The organism is Facklamia sp. P12955 (genome assembly GCF_050409565.1).
Lineage (GTDB): Bacteria > Bacillota > Bacilli > Lactobacillales > Aerococcaceae > Facklamia.
The window spans coordinates 95,619-115,080 of the sequence record NZ_JBNUPF010000001.1 but is presented as its reverse complement, the minus strand read 5'-3'; the positions used below and the strand labels follow the sequence as shown (position 1 = coordinate 115,080).

Below are 19,462 nucleotides of genomic sequence, written 5' to 3'. Positions count from 1 at the left end.
CCTTAAAGATAGTGCGATTATCGGTCAAAATTTCAACAGGAATGCCTTTGTTTTCTAGAAACTGAGCAGAAACTTCATAATAAGCAGCTAAAGTTTCTTGCTTGTCAAAGAAAGCACCGACAATCTCTCCCGAAGCATCATCAATGGCGACGTGTAAAAAGGCTTTTTCTGTTCCAAACCAAACATGTTGAGAAGCATCCATTTGAATTAATTCTCCGGCATATTTTTTGCGGGAGCGAGAAGGATGCGCTTTCTTTCCTTCGACTAATTGGACCTCTTTCAACAAGGAGAGTTCGCGTTGGGTGAGAGTCGATTTGTTTTGTTTGTTTAGCAATTGTTTTTTCCATCGGCGTTTCGTTGAACGACGAGCTTTGGGAGCAAGAATGTGAGCTTGAGACAAAATGTTTCGAACGGAAGATTCAGAAAGACAAAAGCCTTCTTCTTTCACTAAAAACTCATGAAAATGTTTAAAATTAAATGACGCATATTTTGTTTGATAGATAGACACAATTTGTTTTCTAAGAGAAGGTGAAATCTTGGTGGAAGGGGACCTGCCACAGTTCCCATGCTGAAAACCTCGACGTCCTTTCGATAAATAACGTTGAATCAATCGGTTGATTTGACGGCGAGAAAGAGCGAGTTCGACCTCCGCGCGTTGTTTTGTTTTTTTACCATTCACGACTTGTTTAATTGTTTCATAATAATGCTTTTCTTTCACTGTAAGATAATCTCCCATCATTTTCCCTCCTATCCTTTTCATCATTTATTATAGTGGATAGTGGGACATTTTGATTTGTGTTCTCTTGAGACATTATCATTTACGTTTAACATTTTAATAATAGTCTATACATTAAAACTTGACCAAATTTACTATAAAAGGTATATTTATTTTTTATAGTAAAAATTACGAGGAGGATCAGAATGGAACAGAATCAAGGACTGTTTAAAAAGCTCAGTGTCTTAATCTTAATGTTTATATTGCTTTTGCCTGTTAAAATGATTGTAGGTGCTGAAGACAAGAAGTTATCAACTATTAATAGTGAACAGATCCAAGAAGGACTTGAAGATCCTGGTGTTTTAAAAGTAGGAATGGAAGCTAATTATTCACCTTTTAACTGGTCGCAACCTTCTCTAGTAAATGGAGCGCTCCCTATTTCTAACTCTAAAGGAGAGTTTGGCAATGGCTATGATGTCCATATCGCACAAGAGTTAGCGCAACAGTTAGGTTTGGAATTAGAAATTGTAAAATTAGAGTGGGATGGTCTACCTCCAGCTTTAAATTCTGGTAAGGTAGATGCTATCATTGCTGGCATGTCGGTCACACCAGAGCGTAAGAAGGAAATTGACTTTTCTGATAATTATTATGAAAGTCAGATGGTCCTGGTAGTTCGCAAAGATTCTGATTTTGTCGATGCTCAATCCATCGAAGATTTTTCAAACGCTAAAGTAACCGCTCAGCTAAATACCTTCCATTATGGCTTAATCGATCAAATACCTAATGTCCAGAAAGGGACAGCTTTGGATTCTTTTCCAACCATGATTTCTTCCGTCTTATCAGGTAAAATTGATGCTTATTTATCGGAAGAACCAGGAGCCATGGCTGCTGTAGCTGCTAACACCGACTTAACTTATGTAAAATTTACTAAAGAGAATGGCTTTGATCTGAGTCAGGTAGATACAGGAATCGCGATTGGTTTACGTAAAGGAAGTCCTTTGGTGGAACCAATTAATCAAGTTTTAAGTCAGATTGATGAAGAGGAACGGATAGCATTGATGAAAGAAATGGTAGAACTCAATCAAAGTCAAGAAAACCTTAGCTTTTGGCAAGATGTTCAGGCTTTGTGGGCTAGTTACGGTAATCAATTTATTCGTGGTGCCTTGAACACTCTATTCATTGCGCTGTTTGCAACCATTGTGGGGTCCGTGATTGGACTCTTGATTGCAGTGATCCGTTCGATGAAGGACTTGTTCCAAAAAGGTCGCCCTTCTTATTATTTGTTTAAAGTAGTTGATTTTCTTTTAGTTACCTACATCGAAATTTTTAGAGGAACACCGATGATGGTTCAAGCCATGTTAATTTTTTATGGTCTAAAACTTTTCTTTGATATTGATCTTTCTTCAATGACAGCAGCTTTATTTATTGTTTCAATTAATACAGGTGCCTATCTATCTGAAGTCATGCGTGGAGGTATTCAAGGGGTGGATAAGGGACAATATGAAGGGGCCAAAGCAATTGGTATGACCCACGGACAAACCATGCGACATGTGGTATTACCGCAAGCTGTCTTATCGATTCTACCAACTTTAGGAAATGAGTTTGTGATTAATATCAAAGATACTTCCGTTTTAAATGTTATAGCAGTGACAGAATTGTTCTTTGTTTCCAAGTCTGTCGCAGGATCGACCTATCAGACTTTCCAGACCTTCTTGATTACCTCAGTGATTTATTTTGTTTTAACGTTTACGACCACTCGTATTTTAAATTTAATTGAGAGAAAGATGTCAGGTTCTCATTCTTATACAGTTGTTCAGTCTTCATCCACAGAAGCGGTCAAGGGGGTGAAAACACATGACTAATGAAAATAAAATCTTAGAGATTGCTCACTTATCTAAAAAATTTGGGGACAACTTAGTCTTAAAAGACATTGATTTTAGCGTGAAACAAGGAGAGGTCATCTCTATTATTGGCTCTTCAGGTTCAGGAAAATCAACCCTTCTGAGATGTCTCAATCTTCTAGAGCAACCGAGCGGAGGGGATATTCTTTATAAAGGCAAGTCAGTGATGACCAATCATTACCCTTTGAATCACTATCGAGCAGAAGTGGGAATGGTTTTCCAACAGTTTAACCTTTTTAATAATATGAATGTTTTGAAGAATTGTACCATTGGACAAGTTAAAATCTTGGGACGGACAAAAGAAGAAGCAGAGCAAATTGCTATGGCCAACTTGACTAAGGTGGGTATGGCTCCTTATGTCAATGCGCGTCCTAAACAATTGTCAGGTGGACAACAGCAAAGAGTTGCTATTGCTCGGGCTTTATCAATGGATCCAGAATTATTACTGTTTGATGAGCCGACTTCAGCGCTTGACCCAGAAATGGTAGGAGAGGTATTAGATACCATGACCCAATTAGCAAGAGAGGGTCTGACAATGATAGTAGTGACTCATGAAATGGCTTTTGCCCGTGATGTTTCTAGTCGGGTTGTTTTTATGGACAAAGGTGTAATTGTGGAAGATGGCTTAGCCCAGCAAGTGATTAATGAGCCCCAGCATGAGCGAACTAAATTGTTCCTAAGTCGTTTTCATAAAGAGCAAATGTAAAAATTAATAGACCTAAAAGAGGTGATCTTTATGACCACCTCTTTTAATAAGATCTAATTAGAGCGATGGTGTTATAATAAAAAAGCAGCTAATAAACTTAAAAGATTAAGGATGATGTTATGGAAGCAAAAATACCAACAAGACTCTCAAGGGTGAGCCTGCTCTTAAAAGAAGAGGGCCTAAGTCGGTTAGCTCAATCAAGAGTGGTAGTATTGGGGCTAGGCGGAGTAGGTTCTGCTTGTGCTGAGGCGTTAGCTCGAGGAGGAGTAGGCTATTTAACGATAATTGATGGAGATATTATTGAAGAAAGCAATATTAATCGTCAAGCTTTAGCCTTTTCATCAACCGTGGGTAAGGTTAAAGCAGATGTTATGAAAGCGATGATCGCTGAAATCAATCCGGACTGCCAAGTGGATGCCCGTCAAATATTTCTAACCAAAGAAAATATTGAGGAAATTTTAACTGATCTAGCAGGAGTGGATTATATAATTGATTGTATTGATACTATCTCTCAAAAATTAGAAATTGCAGCCTTTTGTCAAAAAGAAAAATTGCCCTTAATTTCATCTATGGGGGCAGCGAATAAATTAGATCCGACTTACTTAAACTTTAGTAAAATAGAAAAGACCTCTTATTGTCCCCTTTCAAAGATTATACGTCTAGAGTGCCGTAGAAGAGGCATTAAAAATTTAGAGGTTCTTTATTCTAATGAACAACCCTTCAAAGTTGAAAATCCTACTGGCAATACAAAATCACAAACCTTAGGTTCGATGAGTTATATGCCACCAATTATGGGAATGATGCTAGCAGGAAAAGTGATCCGACGTTTGGCAGGGAAGGAAGAATATAAAGTTTGGTAAATCGAAGTAAGAAGGAGAGGAGAGACTATGAATTTTTTAGATAGTCACTATCACTTTGATTTTATAAAAGACCAACAGGCTCGTCAGTTATTTTTAGAAACAATTGCTAAAGAAAAGCTTAAAATTGTGGCTCAAACTGTCACACCCTCAGGTTTTATTGAGTTAAAGGATAGCCTCAAAAAAATGGATTGTGATCAAAAGTTTCTGCCTTATTTATCTTTAGGTTTTCATCCTTGGTGGATTAAGTCTAAGGAACAAGCGAATAAGGAGTTAGCTATCTTTCAAGGGGAATTAGACCAATCTCTTTTAATAGGAGAAGTCGGTTTAGATTTTTCGACCAATGGATTGGAAAAAGCGGATGAGGACTTACAGATTTATGTTTTCTCAAACATTCTATCACTATTAGCTGAGCGTTTAAATAATCATTATGTGTTATCAATCCACGCAGTACAATCAGCTTCAAAAGTATTGGACTTAATAGAAAGTCATTCTGCTAAGAATATTACGGCAATTTTACACCGCTTTAATGGAACCAGTGATCAATTAACCAGACATCGAGATCAAGGAGGTTATCTATCTGTTCATCCGACGATGTTAAATACAAAAAAAGGACGCGCCTATGTTCAACAAATAGCTGGAGATCACATTTTACTTGAGAGTGATTGGCCAAGGGAGGATAAGATTATTTGTGATAGAAAAGAAGTTCAGCATATGGCTAAATCTTTAAAAGAACTTCTTAGGCAAACCGTCATAGATTTATCAGCCATCCGACAAGAAGAGATGGGACCAGTTATCGCTAGGACGCAAGCCAAAATTTATAAAGTATAAAATCACTCTGAAAGGGATAAGCCTAATATGAATATCGAACTTGTTAAGTTAGAGAAAAAACATCAGCTACTATTAATTGAGATGATCGAAGAATGGAAAGAAGATATAGAAAAAAATCAAACAGATGGTTCGCCATCGGCCATCTTTCGTCATGATCCACATGATTTTGGAGGATATATTAAGAGTATAGAAGGTAAAGAAGCTGTACACTCAGACCGTGTACCGGATTCGACCTTTTTTTGTCTCGACCGCAATCGGAATGTTTTGGTAGGGGCAGTGAATATTCGCCATTATTTAAATGATGGCCTTTTACTAAAGGGTGGACATATAGGAGACGGTATTCGACCGAGTGAGCGACGCAAAGGTTATGCCACAGCAATGATAGGTTTAGCACTAAAAGAGTGTAAACGAATCGGTATAAAAAGGGTTTTAATGATTTGTAATAAAGAAAATATTGGGTCCGCGAAATCCATTCAAAAAAATGGTGGCGTTTTAGAAAATGAAGTAGTTTATCCTGATGGCACTGTCGATCAAAGGTATTGGATAGAGCTAAGGGATGAATAATGAAGTATTATCTTTTCAAAAATTGTTCTATTTTTTGAGCATACTTAACTAGAAAATGATGAGTTAAAGACAAAGTATGTGGTGAATCGTTAAAAACAACTTGCAAAGGGCTTAAGGTATTTGTTAGAGTAAAAAAGTTAAAAACACAATTAGAAAGGTGACATTATTTTGCATTCGATAAACTTTGAAACATTTAAACGCTTTGCTTTTCCCGTTCATCTTGGAATTATCATGCCCTTAATTATGACTGCCATGCAGGGGCAAGTCGTATTCCCTGAAATGTTAGTTAAACTATCTGTTCTTTTACCCGTTTCAGTAATTCTTGGGGCTTATCTTCTTGATATACCAAAAATGTCTGAGCAATTCAATGAATTACTAGGTATCCAGCATCCAGAATGGTTAAAATTCGTAGTGGGACAATTCCCACCCGCCTTGATCTTTTCTTTTGTCATGGGCTTTCTTGGAGTATGGATGGAAGCGGGCATAAACGGCCAAGCTTTTTTGGGTGTTTTAAAGGGGCTTCCCTTAACAGTTTTTATCTCTATGATTATTCAAATGCTCGTGAGCCTATTGATTGATAAGGGCTATCAAAAATGGTTCTTTTCAAATTAAGCAGTTAATTAAATAGAAAAGAACGGTTAACTAGATAATTCTACTAGTTAACCGTTTTTGATTAAGGAAGATTACTATAAAAAGTAGCGGTTAGAGCTTGAACGGTTAGTGAAACGAGACTGATAGCTATCCAACAAGAGAGGCCAAGTAAAATGGGTTTCTTTCCTTCTCTAATTAGTTCACTTAATTGAGAGTTTAACCCGATAGCCGCCATAGCCATACTGATAAAAAATTTAGCGAGAGTTTTTATCAGGGGAATAAACTTTTCGACGTAACTATAGGTAAATGCATTTGTTGGAAGAAGGTCCACTATGGAAGTGACTAAGGCAGCTAAAATAAAATAGAGAATAAATGTAGGAAGTAAGTGAAAAATAGTGGCTTTTGCGTGTTCATTTTCCTTACGAGCTTGCATCAAAGATAGACCTATCGTAATGGGAATAATGGCTAGTGTTCGTGTTAATTTGACCGTTACTGCAGCAGATAGGATGCCTTCCACTTGATAGAAGCTTTCTGCTGTCGCTGCTGCGGCAGTCACTGAAGAAGTGTCATTAACTGCAGAACCTGCGAAGATAGCAAAACCTTCTGTTCCTAATCCTAAGTTATAACCTAAAGTAGGGAAAATCAAAGCAGCCAGTACATTAAAAATAAAAATAATTGAAATAGCCTGAGCAACTTGCTTATCATCTGCTTCAATAACTGGAGCAGTGGCTGCAATTGCAGAACCTCCACAAATAGCTGATCCGACCCCAATTAAAGTCGCTAATTTCGTTTCCATCTTAAATTGCTTATGAAAGAACCAAGCAACCAGTAGCGCAATCGAGATAGTAGCAACTATTACAGGTAAGCTTTTGCTGCCAACTTTAATAATCATTGAGAGGTTCAAGGAGAAACCTAATAAAACAACTGCCCATTGTAGGATATTTTTCGCTGAAAAGCGAACACCGAGATGAAAAATGGCATGATTAGCTAATTGGGGCTGAATGAGACTGATGATCATGCCTATTAAGATAGCAAAGACGGGTGCTCCAATAATCGCCAGTGAAAAGTTTCCAATCGATACACTAGCTAAAAGGCTAGCAAAAATAGCAATCAAGAAACATAAAAGAAGTCCTGGAAGTTTATTTTTTACTGAGTTCATGTAAAGAGATCTCCTTTAATTTTATATCACATCTATCCTACCAAACTTTATTAATTAATAAAATAACAAAAACCCTACTTTTTCTAATAAAGATAGGCGAACTAGTTAGGCATAGAAATAAACAATGCAGATAAGTAGGATAATCGTCCCACAAAGGTGGCAAATAAGAGATATACTAGCTTCTCTTTTATATTGCTTCATTAAGAGTTGATCATAGGAAGTGAGTTTATCTTTAGGAAATTTCCTTCTGCCGATAAGATAGAGTATGATATTTGAAGAGTTGTTTCCAGCGATATTAAAAATACCCCAAAATTTGGGATGTTTTAACCCTCGCGCCTTAGCATCAATAATAGTCATTTTATAGATGAAGTAAGCTAATAAGCTGCCAGAAGCTAGCGCAATGGTAGCGACAATTACAATTATAAATATTTTGATAGTTTCATTCATTTTTACGCCTCCTATATTCTTTGAATGATTTCATGAATAATGATTCCTGCCGTTATGGCCATTATAATAAAAATAGCAAGTAGCCATTCGACATGGTTAGGCATCAGGTGATGGAGTATGAATAGTGCTAAGATGATAGTTAAACTAATTAAAATAATCTTAAATAAATGTTTGTTACTACGAACTACATTTGAACTTTCTTGATAATGATTAATCAATTTTTCGTCTCCTTTCATCAATTGATCCAGACTGATTTGATAAAGATTGCTAAGGTCTATGACACTCCGAATATCAGGGTAATTTTTCTCGTTTTCCCAATTTGAAACGGATTGACGAGTAACCCCAATTTTTTCTGCAACTTCTTCTTGAGTTAAATTTGCATGCAAGCGTGCTGTTTTGAGTTGTTGGCCAAGACTCATAATGTCGCCTCCTTCTGTTTTAAATTTAGCATTTTCACTTGATATGTCTAGTGAAAGTCTTTTACATTCGTAAAATAATAGTGGAAAAGATGTTTTACATGACCCTATCATCCATTTTAAGACCTTGATGGGCAAATTTAATCAAAAATTACTAATAAATGATATAATAGGCTCTGTTAAAAAATCTGAAAACACAAAATATCATGTTTGAAGTTAGGTTGGAACGAAAAGAGGGTGATACAATGAACAGGTTAAATTTTTGGTCTAACCAAGTACAGGGAATTCAAACGCTCTATTCTAGTCGTAAACTACGTTTTAGTAAGGAAAATGCCAATGCTTATCAAACCATTTTTAATATCGATCAAAAACTTCCTCTTAGAATTTTAGAAATAGGTTGTGGGCCGGGTGCTTTATGTCAGGTATTAAAAGATTGGTACCCGAATGCCAATGTAATTGGATTAGACCGCGATCACAACTTCATAGAATTTGCTAAAGAAAACATTCCTGAAGTTGAATTTTTAGAGGGTGATATTTATAAGCTTCCTTTTGAGGAAAATAGTTTTGATGTTATTCTTTCGAATACAGTGGTTGAGCACATTGAAACAAACACTTTCTTTAAAACACAGTATCATTTATTAAAATCCGGAGGAGTCTGTCTTTGTCTCAGTCAAGCTCAAGGGGTCATTCACCAAGCACCGGCTTTGCTTTCTTTTAATGAAGATAAAAATACCTTTTGGCGGCAGATTGAAGTCTTAACAAACGGCCAAGATGATAGTATCCAAACTTTTCAACTAGGTAAGTATAAATTAAACGAGCAAGAATTGCCTCAAACAATGGAAAAGTTTGGTTTCCAAGACGTCTCAATGTCCTATGTTACGACTCATTTGACCCCGGATAATCCACAAGTAAGTGATCGCTTGGCTCATGCGATGATTGAGAGCGACCGTCTCGGTGATCTTGAAATATTGAACAGATTATTCAAGAATCCCCTTTTAAAAGAATTACAAAAAGACATTGAACAAATGATTGCAAAGACCAATCAAAAGTATGATAAAAGATAGGTGCTTTATCAAAAGGGCCAAAACAGTGGGATACGAAGATTTCTACTACCAACGTCCTTAGAGGAATAAAATGAAGCCATTAAAACTTATTGAAAGATCTTTTTTCTTTCACTAAGTTTTTGGTGATTGTAATTAGTGCTTCAACTTGTTACTATTTATTGAGATATGGAGGAGTAGCAATGAGAAATTTAGATTTATTAAACGGTAAGATATTCAAAACAATGTTGAAATTATCGACGCCTTTAATGTTAACTGCTTTTATTCAAATGACTTACACTTTAACCGATATTGCCTGGATTGGAAGACTCTCTACTGAGGCTGTAGCTGCAGCAGGACAAGTTGGCTTTGCTTTGTGGATTGCTTCGAGTTTGATGTTGATCCCTCGAATTGGAATGAGTGTCCTGACGGCACAAGCCTATGGGGCACGAGATGAAAAGACAGCACGCTCTTATATTAACAATGGTTTTTGGTTAGCCCTTATAATGGGACTTGCTTTTGGAGGCCTCTTAATTTTATTTAAAGATCCCTTTATTAATTTCTTCCAATTAGAAGATGACGTCAATCAACTGACTGAAGAATATTTGATTGTGATTGCTTCGGGTGTTTTTTTATTTTTTATTAACCCTGTTATATCTGGAGCCTATAATAGTTTAGGTAATAGTAAAACACCTTTTGCCGTCAATACTCTCGGACTGGTTATTAATATTATCTTAGATCCCATCTTAATTTTTGGCTTAGGGCCTCTTCCAGCCCTAGGGATTAAAGGGGCTGCTATGGCAACTATTTTTGCTCAGTTTATGGTATTTATTTTGTATCTTTATGCTATTTATCGCCAAGGAGATTTACTTTACCGCAGTCGCATCCACTTGTGGTCATTTAACAGTAAGAATCTAGGGCAAATCATTAAAGTAGGACTACCACCTTCTATTCAGTCGAATGCACACGCTTTAGTCAGTGTGTTACTAAATCGTTATGTTGCTTCCTATGGCGCTATGCCTTTAGCTGTTACCAGTGTGGGGTCAAACATTGAATCCATTTCATGGATGACCACTGAAGGTTTTGCAGTAGCGATTACGGCTATGGTAGGGCAGAATTATGGAGCTAAACTTTATGAACGAGTAGAAGGGATTTATCAAACGACCATTCGCTCCTTATTAGCCATTGGTTCATTTGCGACCTTAGTTCTTATCGTATTTAGAATGCAGTTCTTCAAGCTATTTATACCAGATGACCAGCAAGCTATCGCTTTAGGAGCTGTTTATTTACTTGTCTTTGGTTTAAGCCAATTATTTATGAGTTTTGAAATTGGTGGAAGTGGCTTCCTTAACGGTTTAGGAAATACTCAAGCCCCTGCAACTGTGAATACTGTTTGTAATTTGTTGAGAATCCCATTTGCTTGGCTGTTTATGCCTAATTATGGTGTGGTTGGAGTTTGGATTGCTATGTCTCTTTCCACTGCTTTAAAAGGAATAATTATTTACTTATTAGCCCGTAAGAATTGGAAAAAGCTCTACCTGTCTCATGCTAATTAGACATAAGAAAGTAGAGCTTAAATTAATTAATTATTCTCTTTTAAATTTGACACCCAATCTTTAGCATCTTGCACAATTTGAGGCGTAATTTGATGGGTATGTACCCATTCAATGGATAGGTCTGCTTGAACGTTTGTTAATTTTTTAATTAAGTCATTGTTTGCTTGCATACTACAGATTGGATCTGCCTCACCCATGGATAAGAAGAGTTGATGATTTGATAAATCTTTCTGCTGATCAATGTCCATAGGGTAGAGTGGGGCAAATAAAATTCCTTTATTAAAGCTTTCTGGATAGTGAATTAAGATATTTAAAGCAATATTAGATCCGTTTGAGAAGCCAATGAATATTACTTTACTTAAATCAAATCCTTTTTCACTACTCATCTTTTTGATGAATTCAACAAGCTCATCACTTCTTTCCGCTAGATCTTCTAAATCATAGAGACCTTCGGCCTTCCGTTTAAAATAACGGAGGGCTCCATTTTCGTTAACAGTTCCTCTTATAGAGAGAATATTAGCTGAAGATGAGATTTCTTTGGCTAAAGGAATAAGGTTAGTTTCGTCTCCTCCTGTACCGTGTAACAGGACAAAAGTGTATTCAGCATTATCAGCTGCGTGATAGATATATTCCATAATTACCTCCTACTTTGGTCTTTCAAGTTGAATGGTCTGTCCTAAAGTTGCATAATCATTACCCGCTAAACGACTGATCGGTTTTAATTGATCAGCAAGCACATAAGAATTCTGGTAAACTTCCTCAGAAAGATGGAAATGTACTACTCGCATCAAGAATAAGTCAGCTGAAACTTCTTTACCATTTGATGATGGGATCTTGATGTGTTGGTGTAATACTGTTTCATACCTTACTTTCATCTCAGCTATACCAGGCGTTTGAATTGTTTGACTGCTAGCAAGAGTGAATTGGGTTAAATCCAATTCACTCTTATTTTTTGGCAAATTGCTAGCTGTCAAATTGACTTCTTGTAAATTTTCTTGGTCTACGATGTGGAAAACGGCTTCTTTATTAGCTAGGATGTTTCGAGCGGTATCCTTCATCTTACCTTTTCTTTGAATGGACACCATGAGGATGGGTGGATTGTAAGCTACCATATTAAAGTAGGAAAAGGGTGCTAAATTTAAGCTTTGATCGTCATTTTGTGTGGCTATCATTGTAACAGGTCTAGGGATGACTGAACCAATTAAAACCTTATACTGATCTTTAGGTGATAAGTCTGTAACTTTATAAGATAACATATTATCTACTCGCCTAATCCACTATAAATTTAGGCAAAGATGACTCGATTTCTGAACGCTTAGACTCAAACTGTTCAGGTAGTTTTAATTGACTACCTAAATGATCGAAATCTTCATCTACTTGGAAGCCAGGTTCTTTAGTAGCAAATTCGAAAATGATGCCACCTTTTTCTCTTAAATAAATCGATTTAAAGTATTTACGATCTTTGACAGGAGTCAGATGATAATTCGCTTCTTTTAAATGGTCATGCCAAGCTTGAAGGTCAGTCAATCGATCAACTGACCAGGCTACATGATGAACAGTGCTTATGCCAAAACGTCCTAGTGGTTGTGCCTTTTTTAAAAGTAACACACGGTGTTTTTCAGGTCCACTTAATTCGATGTGTAGGTATTCGTCAGCTTCTTCAACCAATTTGGCCCCCATTTCACGTGTTAACAAGTCAAGAGTCCCTTGAGGGTTGGTAGATAGGAGTACCAAGCCATAGAAACCGATAATTTCATTATTGTCTGAGCTTGTCTCAGCTTCGACTAAAGCAATATCTAGATCATGAGGATCTGAAAATTCTAAAGTGGCTGCAGAGAACATATTACTCTTATGATAAGTAATCTCATGTTTTTCTAATTGATTTTGCCAAGCTGTGAGGCTGCCCTTAGGGATAGAAAAAGCAATTCTTCCGACTTGCCCCCCGCCTTTTGTCCCTTTATGGTCATTATCCCATGGGAAGAAGGTCATAATTGTTCCATTATCAACCTTCGAATTCGCAAAATAGGTATGATAAACAGAAGGGTCATCAAAATTGACAGTTTGCTTAACAAGTTTTAAACCGAGGACTTTTGTATAAAAATCGTAGTTTTCTTGCACATTACCCACTATGGCACTAATATGATGAATACTTTGAATTTTATCAACCATGATTTATTCCCCTTTCCAAACAGTATCAAATGGGCGAACTTGACTTTCGATTGATTCTCTTTGACCTTCTAAGAATGGTGGTAAAGATAAGATTTCACCCAGATTCTCATAAGATTCGTCTCCCATAAAGCCAGGTCCATCAGTAGAGATTTCAATTAAAATGTGACCGATGCGAGCGTATAAAGCCTTAAAGTAATAGCGATCAACCAAACCAGAATTTCCAATTTCTAATTTTTGGTAACGATCTGCCCAAGCTTGAATCGCTTCGTCATCGGCTACTCGGAAGGATACGTGGTGAACAAGTCCATAACCTTGCTGCACTTGTGGAGTTTCAACGTCTTTGCGTAGAATAACTTGACCACCGTGTCCGCCTTCACCAACTTCTAAGAGTGCAACATCGTCATGTTCTTCGACAATACGCATTTCATAGATAGTTGTTAAGGCAGCTTTGAATTCTTCAAAGTAACCGACAGTAATTTCAATAGGCCCAAGGCCGTAAATAGCAAATTCTTCAGGAATAGGACCGTTTTTCCAAGGAATTCCTCCAGGGATACCCTCATTATTTTCATCTGAGAAGATTTGATAGGCTTGGCCATCTTCTTCTTCAAAAGCTAATACTTTGCTACCGAATAATTCTTTAATACCTTCATGTTTAACATTTTTTTCTTCAAAACGTTTTAAGTAATATTCTAAAGCCTCATCAGATTTTACACGCAAACCAATACGGGAAATTGAGTTTGTTCCTTTAACGCCTTCTGGTAAGTTAGGAAAATCAAAGAAAGTTACATCCGTACCAGCATTTCCACGGTCATCAGCAAAAAAAGTGTGATAAGTATGGATATCATCTTGGTTAACTGTTTTCTTAACCAAACGTAAGCCTAAAGTTTTTGTCATAAAGTCATAGTTTCTTTCTGCGCTATTTGTCATAGCTGTCACGTGGTGGATTCCTAATAAGTTGTTCATAAAATTTCCTCCTTTAAATTTAGAGAGTCAAAGCATTTAATAAGATTCGATTTTGTTATCTCGAATTCGAATTAAATTTAACATGAATGAACAGAAAATGCAAGCATTTTGTCTCGAATTTTACATTTCGCATTGTTTTATTATTTATTGAATGGTTTTAGTATAAAATAAGAGTGTGATGTTGATAAGGAATGTGTCTTGCAGTCAGTCTGTAATTTGCTAAAAGTGTGACGATCGAAATGTTATCTTATGATAATGAAGATTTTGTAGCTTTTAGTCAGCTGAAAGTCAAATCGAGAGCGAAGCTTATAAAAGTAGAAAGTGAAACTTAATTTAGAAAGTGCATTAGGGATATGGGAATTGCAAAAAATGCAATCATTGAGCTTGTTAAATTGGCACCTTTAGGAGATCCACTCGAAATTCGAGTGAGAGGTCATCAACTTTCGATTCGTAAGAGTGAAGCTGAATTAATTTAAACAACTCTTTTATCGGGAGGAGCGAAGCATGCGTAAAATTACCTTATTAGCTAATCTTAATTGTGGGAAGACCACACTTTTTAATCTGCTCACCGGATCTAATCAAAAGGTCGGAAATTGGCCGGGCGTGACGATTGATAAAAAGAGGGCTAATTTTAAACGAATCCTACCACGGTCATTGTTGATTTACCAGGCATTTTTTACCTTCCTATATAAAAGAAACTTTATCACACGACTATCTATTAGATGAGCAGGCTGATATGATTTAAATGTAGTAGATGGGAATAGATTTGAAAGAAGTTTTTATTTAACTATCCTATTATTAGAGTTAGGAATCCCACTGGCTATTGTAGTGAATAGGGCAGCATAAGTTAAAAAAAGCATTGGATTAGATTCAATAGTTTTATCAGAATTCTTTCATTAAGTTGTTCTTTTCATTTCTGTTAATGAATTTTAAAACCCTTATGATTCTTTTCATAATTGTAGGAGGTTTAATTTATCTCCTAAAAAAGAATGGTAATCTTTTAAAGCCGGAAAGAACAAGTGGACATCTTGCACTGTAACGGATTGTCCTTTGGCCGGATTGAATGTTAAAACACCCACCAATATAGTAGGATGTTCCTGTGATAAAGTATCTGATGAAGAGCGACTAGTTATTCAAAGAGAAATTGCTCAGGCCAAAGTTAAATTTCAAAAAAATTAATAACTAACAGCTCTACTCTTTATATTGGTTTAGGCTGTTTTTGAATTAAAATAGAAATTTCCGTTCTTGACTTGACCGACTTTGAAAAGTATGAGACTCTAAAAAAGAAATAATAAAATAGAGAGGGCGTTTTGGATGCGAGATTTATCTTTTTTTAAAAAATCGATAATAATACTTACACTGATCAGTCTTGTAAATCTTTTGTATCCATATCAAGTCCTGGCTTTGGAGGCTTACTATTCTAAAAGTATTTATGTTTATAATTTAACAGAAGACAAAACCGAGTTGTCTTTAAAAGCCAACGTCTCTCGTAAACCTGCTTCCTTAGTAAAAATTATGACAACACTTGTTGCACTAGAACATATCGATAATCTATCAGCCTATGCTCCAGTGGATGAAGCCAGTTACTATCAGGCCATAGAAGAAGGCGCAGCTATGGCGGGTTATTATCCTTATGAGTCAACCACTTTTCGTGATTTGCTCTATGGCACCATGCTTCCTTCAGGAGCTGAAAGTGCAAATTCATTAGCACTTAATGTAGCCGGATCCAAAAAGACTTTTATTAAGTGGATGAATGAAAAAGCTGAAGAATTAAAATTAAAAAAAACTAAGTTTAAAAGCGTGGATGGCATGGATCAAGCAGGTCAAGTAACTACTGCTAAGGAAATCGCTATGTTATTGAAAGAAGCTTTAAAAAATGGTCATTTTGAAGCAATCTTTAAACGTAAAGACTATTTATCGACGGCAACTAATGCCCATCCCTCAGGTGTTTATATGGAAAGTACTGTTTTCAAAAAATTGCGGGAATTTTATCAAGACGGTTTTGAGATTACTGGTGGCAAATCTGGTACTACCTATGGAGCCGGTTTATGCTGGGCCACTTTAGCTGAAAAAGATGGTAAAGAATATATAGTGGTTGTCATGGGTTCAGAATTAAATGATCTTAATAACCGAGTAGAAGGACAAGTGCTGGATACACTTAAAATTCTTTCAGAACTATAGTAAAAAACGGAAGAAAACTTATAAATAATATTAAAAAGGACTCTCAAAGTGTACTGACCTCCTAAATCCGGATACGGAATTAGGAGGTCATATGTATGTCTAAAGATAATTTTGACTGGCGATTAAAGGTAGTAATAGAAAAGGAAAAGGGTGACAAGCGATGGAAGAAAAGAGCCATCGCGAAGATATGGATTGAGTTTTGCAAGCTTCAGGAATTAATTGTTTATCAGAAACTGCTTTAGAATCTTTTCTAAAGTGTGGGATAGCTTCAATGTTAATGAGGGTAAAATGTTCAAACTTATAACGCTATTCCATCGTTTTCAAGAGGTGAATTTATAGTAGATAATCCCGAAGACATAAAGAAAGTTCATGAGCTAGACTTAGAAACGGGGCAAAGGCTGTTCCCTGGTCGACAAGTTTTAGTAGTTACACAAGCAGACAACGAAAATGCATTCCTATATAATCACATTGTTATAAACAACCCGAATCCAATTGGTGTATCAAACTATCAAGATCTAATAATCGTTGGGTAAATATACAGCCTAAGCACGACGAAATACTAGGAGAATTTGGTGCGAATGTAATTACTTATCAAAAGATAAAGCGATTAATTGTAGAACGATTAGCGAAATTAAAACTGCTGACAAGGGTAAATGTGTTTGGAAAGACGATTTAAGAGAGAATCCTAGAATCCCTAACCAATTCTGAAGTTGTGACCATGAAGAAGTTTAAAGAGGATATATTATTAAATTATAAAGTAGATGCGAGGGAACGAAAGCATGGTAATTTATCCTATTAATTTATAGATGAAGATTTTATAGAGCAAAAAATAAGAGCTGATAAATTGGGAACTCTTTATGCTAAAGAAAAACTTCACTTAGCTATTGAATGAAATACGCAAGGTCAACCAAAGCCCGCAGGAAAGAAAACTGCACAAAAGAAATCGTCAGCAATAAAACGCTCACCAATCACACAAACGTCTCTAATAAACGTACAAGTGGTAGAAAACGACGGAAACAAAGATTATAGCGATCTGTTCAAAGAAGAACCTACACAAACAACAAAAAAGTTAAGAAGAAGGTTAAACCTAAAAAAGAAGATATACCAGCTTTTAAACCAGCAAATAATGAAGATTTTTACGATGTAAAGAGAAAGTCTGCTAAATCGATAGAAGACGTACAAAAAATAGTAAAAGAAAGATACGGGGAAGCTTTGATAGATAGCAAGTACAAAGAAACACTAGAATATAAGATAACTAAAGCCAAGGAGGAAGAAGCAAAAAAACAAGAACTACGTGATAGATAATTATTTACTTAATATCAAAAAATAAAAGTAGCTCTCAAAAGCTGAAAACTACTTTAAACAAATATTAACTTTATAACTTAAGACAGCTAACTAGCCTGAATACTCTGAGGACAGCCACCAAATAAAGGTAAATAAGTGAGTAAACTTATAACAGCCGTAAGAATACCAGCTATTTTATAAAACTTTTTTTTCATTCATCACTTTCCTTATACCAAAGAAAGACAAAAATACCTAATAATATAGAAGCTAACACTAAAATATTTTAAAATTAGAAAAAAAGAATTCATTAAAAGCTAGTTTTTAACTCTAACTTTTTGGAATCACCTTATAGCCACTTTGATGTGGCTGTTTTTATCTAGTTTAAAGCTTTTTTATAGATTGCTCTGGATACTTTCAACGTATGATTTTTGTGTTCACCAATTTTAGTAAATTTATTGGCCTCAAGTTAATTGACTAGATAGTTGATATATATCAATTTCTGTAAGCTAGCAGGCAATCCAATTGGCTGGAAGAAATTGCGTGTGGTTTCAATAGCTGTTTTTTCTTCTCGTCTGATCTTTTTTAACCGTTAAAACTTTACTAATGATGATTGAGAAGGTATCGATAGGATTACCATTAAAAGCAGCAGTCATAAATTACTCCCACCAATGACTGCCCCCCTCCTGTGGTTAAAATAAAGTTCAAGCTTTCAGATTTTATTTTATCTACTGTTTTCAGAAGTTTTTCATAATATGAGATTGCACACAATCTCATAGACTTCACTCCAGTGACTTTGCCTCAGAATGATTACTATTTTATCGAAGCTAGCAACTTTTAGACAGTTTCTCAGCCAAAAATGATTAATACTCTGCTATTATTGGGAATTGACTGGACAATAATGTGTCCTAATTAAATGAGAAATGTGATGGATTATAAAATATGAAGTTTCTAAACGTCATAGCTAAGCCTTCTGTTATTTAATTTTTAAAGTAACAATCTTTTAAAAGCACTTTTAACGCTTATCGGATCTAATAATGCTATACTGAGAATTCGAGCTGATCATTTAGTCGGTTGATACTAAAGATAGAAAGGAAATATCTATGTGTACAGGAATTAAAATTAATTACCCCGGCGGACATGTTGCAGGACGAACAATGGATCTGGAAGCACCCGTTGACTACAATATACTTTACTTGCCTAAGGGGTATCCGGTAGCTGAAAATTTGCTAGGCGGCTTTCACCATTCTCAATATAAGATGCTTGGAGTTGGTTTTCGAAATATGGACCCTTTAAAGGATGGGGTCAATGAGCATGGTCTGATTGGAATCACCAATGATTTTGGAGGATTTGGCTTATATGATAATCAAGTAGATAAAAAGAAGAACAATGTTTCTGCTTTTTATTTTATGAATTATATCTTAGGTAATTGTCGCAATGTTGATGAAGTCTTAGCGATTTTACCGACCGTTCACATCTCAAGTCATGATATGAATGGAAATAAAGTCATCACACCAATTTTCCACTTTATGTTTTCAGACAGTCAGCAAAACTGCATTGTGGTTGAGCCTGAAAAGAAAAAACTAAAAGTCTACCAAAATCCTTATGGTGTCATGACCAATGCACCAAAATTTCCTTCTCATCAAAAACTCTTGCAAACTACTTTTAATCAAGAAAATTTGAACCAATTTAATGCTGCTAAAGACCTACCTGGTGGATATGATCCAAAATCACGTTTTTTAAAAGCTTATTATCTAGCACAACAAACACTTGATAATCATGACAGTCAGTCTGCCTTTGGCAATCTTTACCGCGTCTTATCTTCTGTTGCTTTACCTAAAGGCTTTATCCCTAACAAAAAATATCATTCTTACACACATACTGTTTATTTATCTGCTTATGATAGTCCATCAAGAAGGTTGACCATTCAATCCGCTCAAAATCAAATGGTTTATTCAATAGTTTTTGATGACATCGAAGATTTAAATCGAAGACAGGCTATATTCTTGCCGGCTGGATTTACTTATCAAACACTTAAATAAATTAAAAACGCTGGAAGTTATCCAGCGTTTTTTTATGGTGATA

Annotated in this window: 20 protein-coding genes and 2 pseudogenes; 14 read left to right on the top strand and 8 right to left on the bottom strand. The window is 35.8% G+C overall.

Features of this window, described 5'->3' with window-relative positions:
* A pseudogene (locus ACQV2G_RS00630) lies at nt 1-736 on the bottom strand (ISNCY family transposase); the annotation flags it as partial.
* Between the two features lie 185 nt (nt 737-921).
* Here ACQV2G_RS00630 and ACQV2G_RS00625 point away from each other — a divergent pair.
* The 6 genes from ACQV2G_RS00625 to ACQV2G_RS00600 all read left to right on the top strand — a co-directional run bounded on the left by ACQV2G_RS00625 (nt 922) and on the right by ACQV2G_RS00600 (nt 6,186).
* Nucleotides 922-2,577 (top strand): ABC transporter substrate-binding protein/permease, encoded by a 1,656-nt coding sequence (locus ACQV2G_RS00625; protein ID WP_428875797.1) that lies wholly within the window; start codon nt 922-924, stop codon nt 2,575-2,577.
* Entirely contained in the window at nt 2,570-3,322 is a 753-nt protein-coding gene (locus tag ACQV2G_RS00620) for an amino acid ABC transporter ATP-binding protein (RefSeq protein WP_428875796.1), read from the top strand. The genes ACQV2G_RS00625 and ACQV2G_RS00620 overlap by 8 nt, the downstream gene beginning before the upstream one ends.
* 119 nt (nt 3,323-3,441) lie before the next feature.
* Nucleotides 3,442-4,182: a tRNA threonylcarbamoyladenosine dehydratase gene (locus ACQV2G_RS00615; protein WP_428875795.1), complete on the top strand. Its 741-nt coding sequence runs from the start codon at nt 3,442-3,444 to the stop codon at nt 4,180-4,182.
* A gap of 27 nt (nt 4,183-4,209) precedes the next feature.
* Nucleotides 4,210-5,010 (top strand): TatD family hydrolase, encoded by an 801-nt coding sequence (locus ACQV2G_RS00610; protein WP_428875793.1) that lies wholly within the window; start codon nt 4,210-4,212, stop codon nt 5,008-5,010.
* A 27-nt stretch (nt 5,011-5,037) separates the two neighbouring features.
* Complete coding sequence (locus ACQV2G_RS00605; protein WP_428875792.1) at nt 5,038-5,574, top strand: GNAT family N-acetyltransferase; 537 nt, start codon at nt 5,038-5,040, stop codon at nt 5,572-5,574.
* 168 nt (nt 5,575-5,742) lie between these two features.
* Nucleotides 5,743-6,186, top strand: a complete 444-nt coding sequence (locus ACQV2G_RS00600) for a hypothetical protein (protein ID WP_428875791.1) — start codon at nt 5,743-5,745, stop codon at nt 6,184-6,186.
* Nucleotides 6,187-6,247: 61 nt separating this feature from the next.
* Here the strand turns inward: ACQV2G_RS00600 and ACQV2G_RS00595 are convergent, their stop codons facing one another.
* From ACQV2G_RS00595 to ACQV2G_RS00585, 3 genes are all read right to left on the bottom strand, one after another.
* On the bottom strand, nt 6,248-7,324 hold the full coding sequence (locus ACQV2G_RS00595; protein ID WP_428875790.1) for a YeiH family protein: 1,077 nt from the start codon (nt 7,322-7,324) through the stop codon (nt 6,248-6,250).
* Nucleotides 7,325-7,429: 105 nt separating this feature from the next.
* Nucleotides 7,430-7,771, bottom strand: a complete 342-nt coding sequence (locus ACQV2G_RS00590) for a hypothetical protein (RefSeq protein WP_090289173.1) — start codon at nt 7,769-7,771, stop codon at nt 7,430-7,432.
* Between the two features lie 11 nt (nt 7,772-7,782).
* The gene (locus ACQV2G_RS00585; protein WP_428872707.1) at nt 7,783-8,190 is read right to left on the bottom strand and encodes a helix-turn-helix domain-containing protein; all 408 of its coding nucleotides are present in this window, start codon (nt 8,188-8,190) and stop codon (nt 7,783-7,785) included.
* Between the two features lie 242 nt (nt 8,191-8,432).
* Between ACQV2G_RS00585 and ACQV2G_RS00580 the strand changes: the two genes are divergently transcribed.
* Together ACQV2G_RS00580 and ACQV2G_RS00575 are read left to right on the top strand one after the other, a co-directional pair.
* Nucleotides 8,433-9,251, top strand: coding sequence for a class I SAM-dependent methyltransferase (locus ACQV2G_RS00580; protein ID WP_428875789.1), 819 nt, complete (start codon nt 8,433-8,435; stop codon nt 9,249-9,251).
* Nucleotides 9,252-9,430: 179 nt separating this feature from the next.
* Nucleotides 9,431-10,783, top strand: coding sequence for an MATE family efflux transporter (locus ACQV2G_RS00575; protein ID WP_428872711.1), 1,353 nt, complete (start codon nt 9,431-9,433; stop codon nt 10,781-10,783).
* A 26-nt stretch (nt 10,784-10,809) separates the two neighbouring features.
* On the opposite strand, the gene ACQV2G_RS00570 is transcribed toward ACQV2G_RS00575, so the two are convergent.
* From ACQV2G_RS00570 to ACQV2G_RS00555, 4 genes are read right to left on the bottom strand one after another with little or no spacing between them, the layout of a single operon-like run.
* Nucleotides 10,810-11,418, bottom strand: coding sequence for an alpha/beta hydrolase (locus tag ACQV2G_RS00570; protein WP_428875788.1), 609 nt, complete (start codon nt 11,416-11,418; stop codon nt 10,810-10,812).
* Nucleotides 11,419-11,427: 9 nt separating this feature from the next.
* A complete protein-coding gene (locus tag ACQV2G_RS00565) occupies nt 11,428-12,039 on the bottom strand; it encodes a flavin reductase family protein (protein WP_428875787.1) in 612 nt (203 codons plus the stop codon).
* A 13-nt stretch (nt 12,040-12,052) separates the two neighbouring features.
* The gene (locus ACQV2G_RS00560; protein ID WP_428872714.1) at nt 12,053-12,952 is read right to left on the bottom strand and encodes a VOC family protein; all 900 of its coding nucleotides are present in this window, start codon (nt 12,950-12,952) and stop codon (nt 12,053-12,055) included.
* Between the two features lie 3 nt (nt 12,953-12,955).
* Complete coding sequence (locus ACQV2G_RS00555) at nt 12,956-13,915, bottom strand: VOC family protein (RefSeq protein WP_428872715.1); 960 nt, start codon at nt 13,913-13,915, stop codon at nt 12,956-12,958.
* Nucleotides 13,916-14,259: 344 nt separating this feature from the next.
* Between ACQV2G_RS00555 and ACQV2G_RS00550 the strand changes: the two genes are divergently transcribed.
* From ACQV2G_RS00550 to ACQV2G_RS00525, 6 genes and pseudogenes are all read left to right on the top strand, one after another.
* Nucleotides 14,260-14,391: a FeoA family protein gene (locus ACQV2G_RS00550; RefSeq protein WP_428875800.1), complete on the top strand. Its 132-nt coding sequence runs from the start codon at nt 14,260-14,262 to the stop codon at nt 14,389-14,391.
* A 28-nt stretch (nt 14,392-14,419) separates the two neighbouring features.
* Complete coding sequence (locus tag ACQV2G_RS00545; RefSeq protein WP_428875786.1) at nt 14,420-14,641, top strand: FeoB small GTPase domain-containing protein; 222 nt, start codon at nt 14,420-14,422, stop codon at nt 14,639-14,641.
* A gap of 588 nt (nt 14,642-15,229) precedes the next feature.
* Nucleotides 15,230-16,096 carry a D-alanyl-D-alanine carboxypeptidase family protein gene (locus ACQV2G_RS00540; RefSeq protein WP_428874910.1) on the top strand — a complete coding sequence of 289 codons (867 nt, stop codon included), beginning with the start codon at nt 15,230-15,232 and terminating at the stop codon, nt 16,094-16,096.
* A 95-nt stretch (nt 16,097-16,191) separates the two neighbouring features.
* On the top strand, nt 16,192-16,338 hold the full coding sequence (locus ACQV2G_RS00535) for a hypothetical protein (protein ID WP_428875785.1): 147 nt from the start codon (nt 16,192-16,194) through the stop codon (nt 16,336-16,338).
* 60 nt (nt 16,339-16,398) lie between these two features.
* Nucleotides 16,399-16,629, top strand: a pseudogene (locus ACQV2G_RS00530) (hypothetical protein); the annotation flags it as partial.
* Between the two features lie 1,851 nt (nt 16,630-18,480).
* Nucleotides 18,481-19,419 (top strand): linear amide C-N hydrolase, encoded by a 939-nt coding sequence (locus ACQV2G_RS00525; protein WP_428872722.1) that lies wholly within the window; start codon nt 18,481-18,483, stop codon nt 19,417-19,419.
* The last annotated feature ends 43 nt before the right edge of the window (nt 19,420-19,462 follow it).

Excerpts from the sequence above, each read along its gene's own strand:
- ACQV2G_RS00625 (WP_428875797.1), top strand. The coding sequence starts at position 922 with ATGGAACAGAATCAAGGACTGTTTAAAAAGCTCAGTGTCTTAATCTTA.
- ACQV2G_RS00620 (WP_428875796.1), top strand. The coding sequence starts at position 2,570 with ATGACTAATGAAAATAAAATCTTAGAGATTGCTCACTTATCTAAAAAA.
- ACQV2G_RS00615 (WP_428875795.1), top strand. The coding sequence starts at position 3,442 with ATGGAAGCAAAAATACCAACAAGACTCTCAAGGGTGAGCCTGCTCTTA.
- ACQV2G_RS00610 (WP_428875793.1), top strand. The coding sequence starts at position 4,210 with ATGAATTTTTTAGATAGTCACTATCACTTTGATTTTATAAAAGACCAA.
- ACQV2G_RS00605 (WP_428875792.1), top strand. The coding sequence starts at position 5,038 with ATGAATATCGAACTTGTTAAGTTAGAGAAAAAACATCAGCTACTATTA.
- ACQV2G_RS00595 (WP_428875790.1), bottom strand. The coding sequence starts at position 7,324 with ATGAACTCAGTAAAAAATAAACTTCCAGGACTTCTTTTATGTTTCTTG.
- ACQV2G_RS00590 (WP_090289173.1), bottom strand. The coding sequence starts at position 7,771 with ATGAATGAAACTATCAAAATATTTATAATTGTAATTGTCGCTACCATT.
- ACQV2G_RS00585 (WP_428872707.1), bottom strand. The coding sequence starts at position 8,190 with ATGAGTCTTGGCCAACAACTCAAAACAGCACGCTTGCATGCAAATTTA.
- ACQV2G_RS00580 (WP_428875789.1), top strand. The coding sequence starts at position 8,433 with ATGAACAGGTTAAATTTTTGGTCTAACCAAGTACAGGGAATTCAAACG.
- ACQV2G_RS00575 (WP_428872711.1), top strand. The coding sequence starts at position 9,431 with ATGAGAAATTTAGATTTATTAAACGGTAAGATATTCAAAACAATGTTG.
- ACQV2G_RS00570 (WP_428875788.1), bottom strand. The coding sequence starts at position 11,418 with ATGGAATATATCTATCACGCAGCTGATAATGCTGAATACACTTTTGTC.
- ACQV2G_RS00565 (WP_428875787.1), bottom strand. The coding sequence starts at position 12,039 with ATGTTATCTTATAAAGTTACAGACTTATCACCTAAAGATCAGTATAAG.
- ACQV2G_RS00560 (WP_428872714.1), bottom strand. The coding sequence starts at position 12,952 with ATGGTTGATAAAATTCAAAGTATTCATCATATTAGTGCCATAGTGGGT.
- ACQV2G_RS00555 (WP_428872715.1), bottom strand. The coding sequence starts at position 13,915 with ATGAACAACTTATTAGGAATCCACCACGTGACAGCTATGACAAATAGC.
- ACQV2G_RS00545 (WP_428875786.1), top strand. The coding sequence starts at position 14,420 with ATGCGTAAAATTACCTTATTAGCTAATCTTAATTGTGGGAAGACCACA.
- ACQV2G_RS00540 (WP_428874910.1), top strand. The coding sequence starts at position 15,230 with ATGCGAGATTTATCTTTTTTTAAAAAATCGATAATAATACTTACACTG.
- ACQV2G_RS00535 (WP_428875785.1), top strand. The coding sequence starts at position 16,192 with ATGTCTAAAGATAATTTTGACTGGCGATTAAAGGTAGTAATAGAAAAG.
- ACQV2G_RS00525 (WP_428872722.1), top strand. The coding sequence starts at position 18,481 with ATGTGTACAGGAATTAAAATTAATTACCCCGGCGGACATGTTGCAGGA.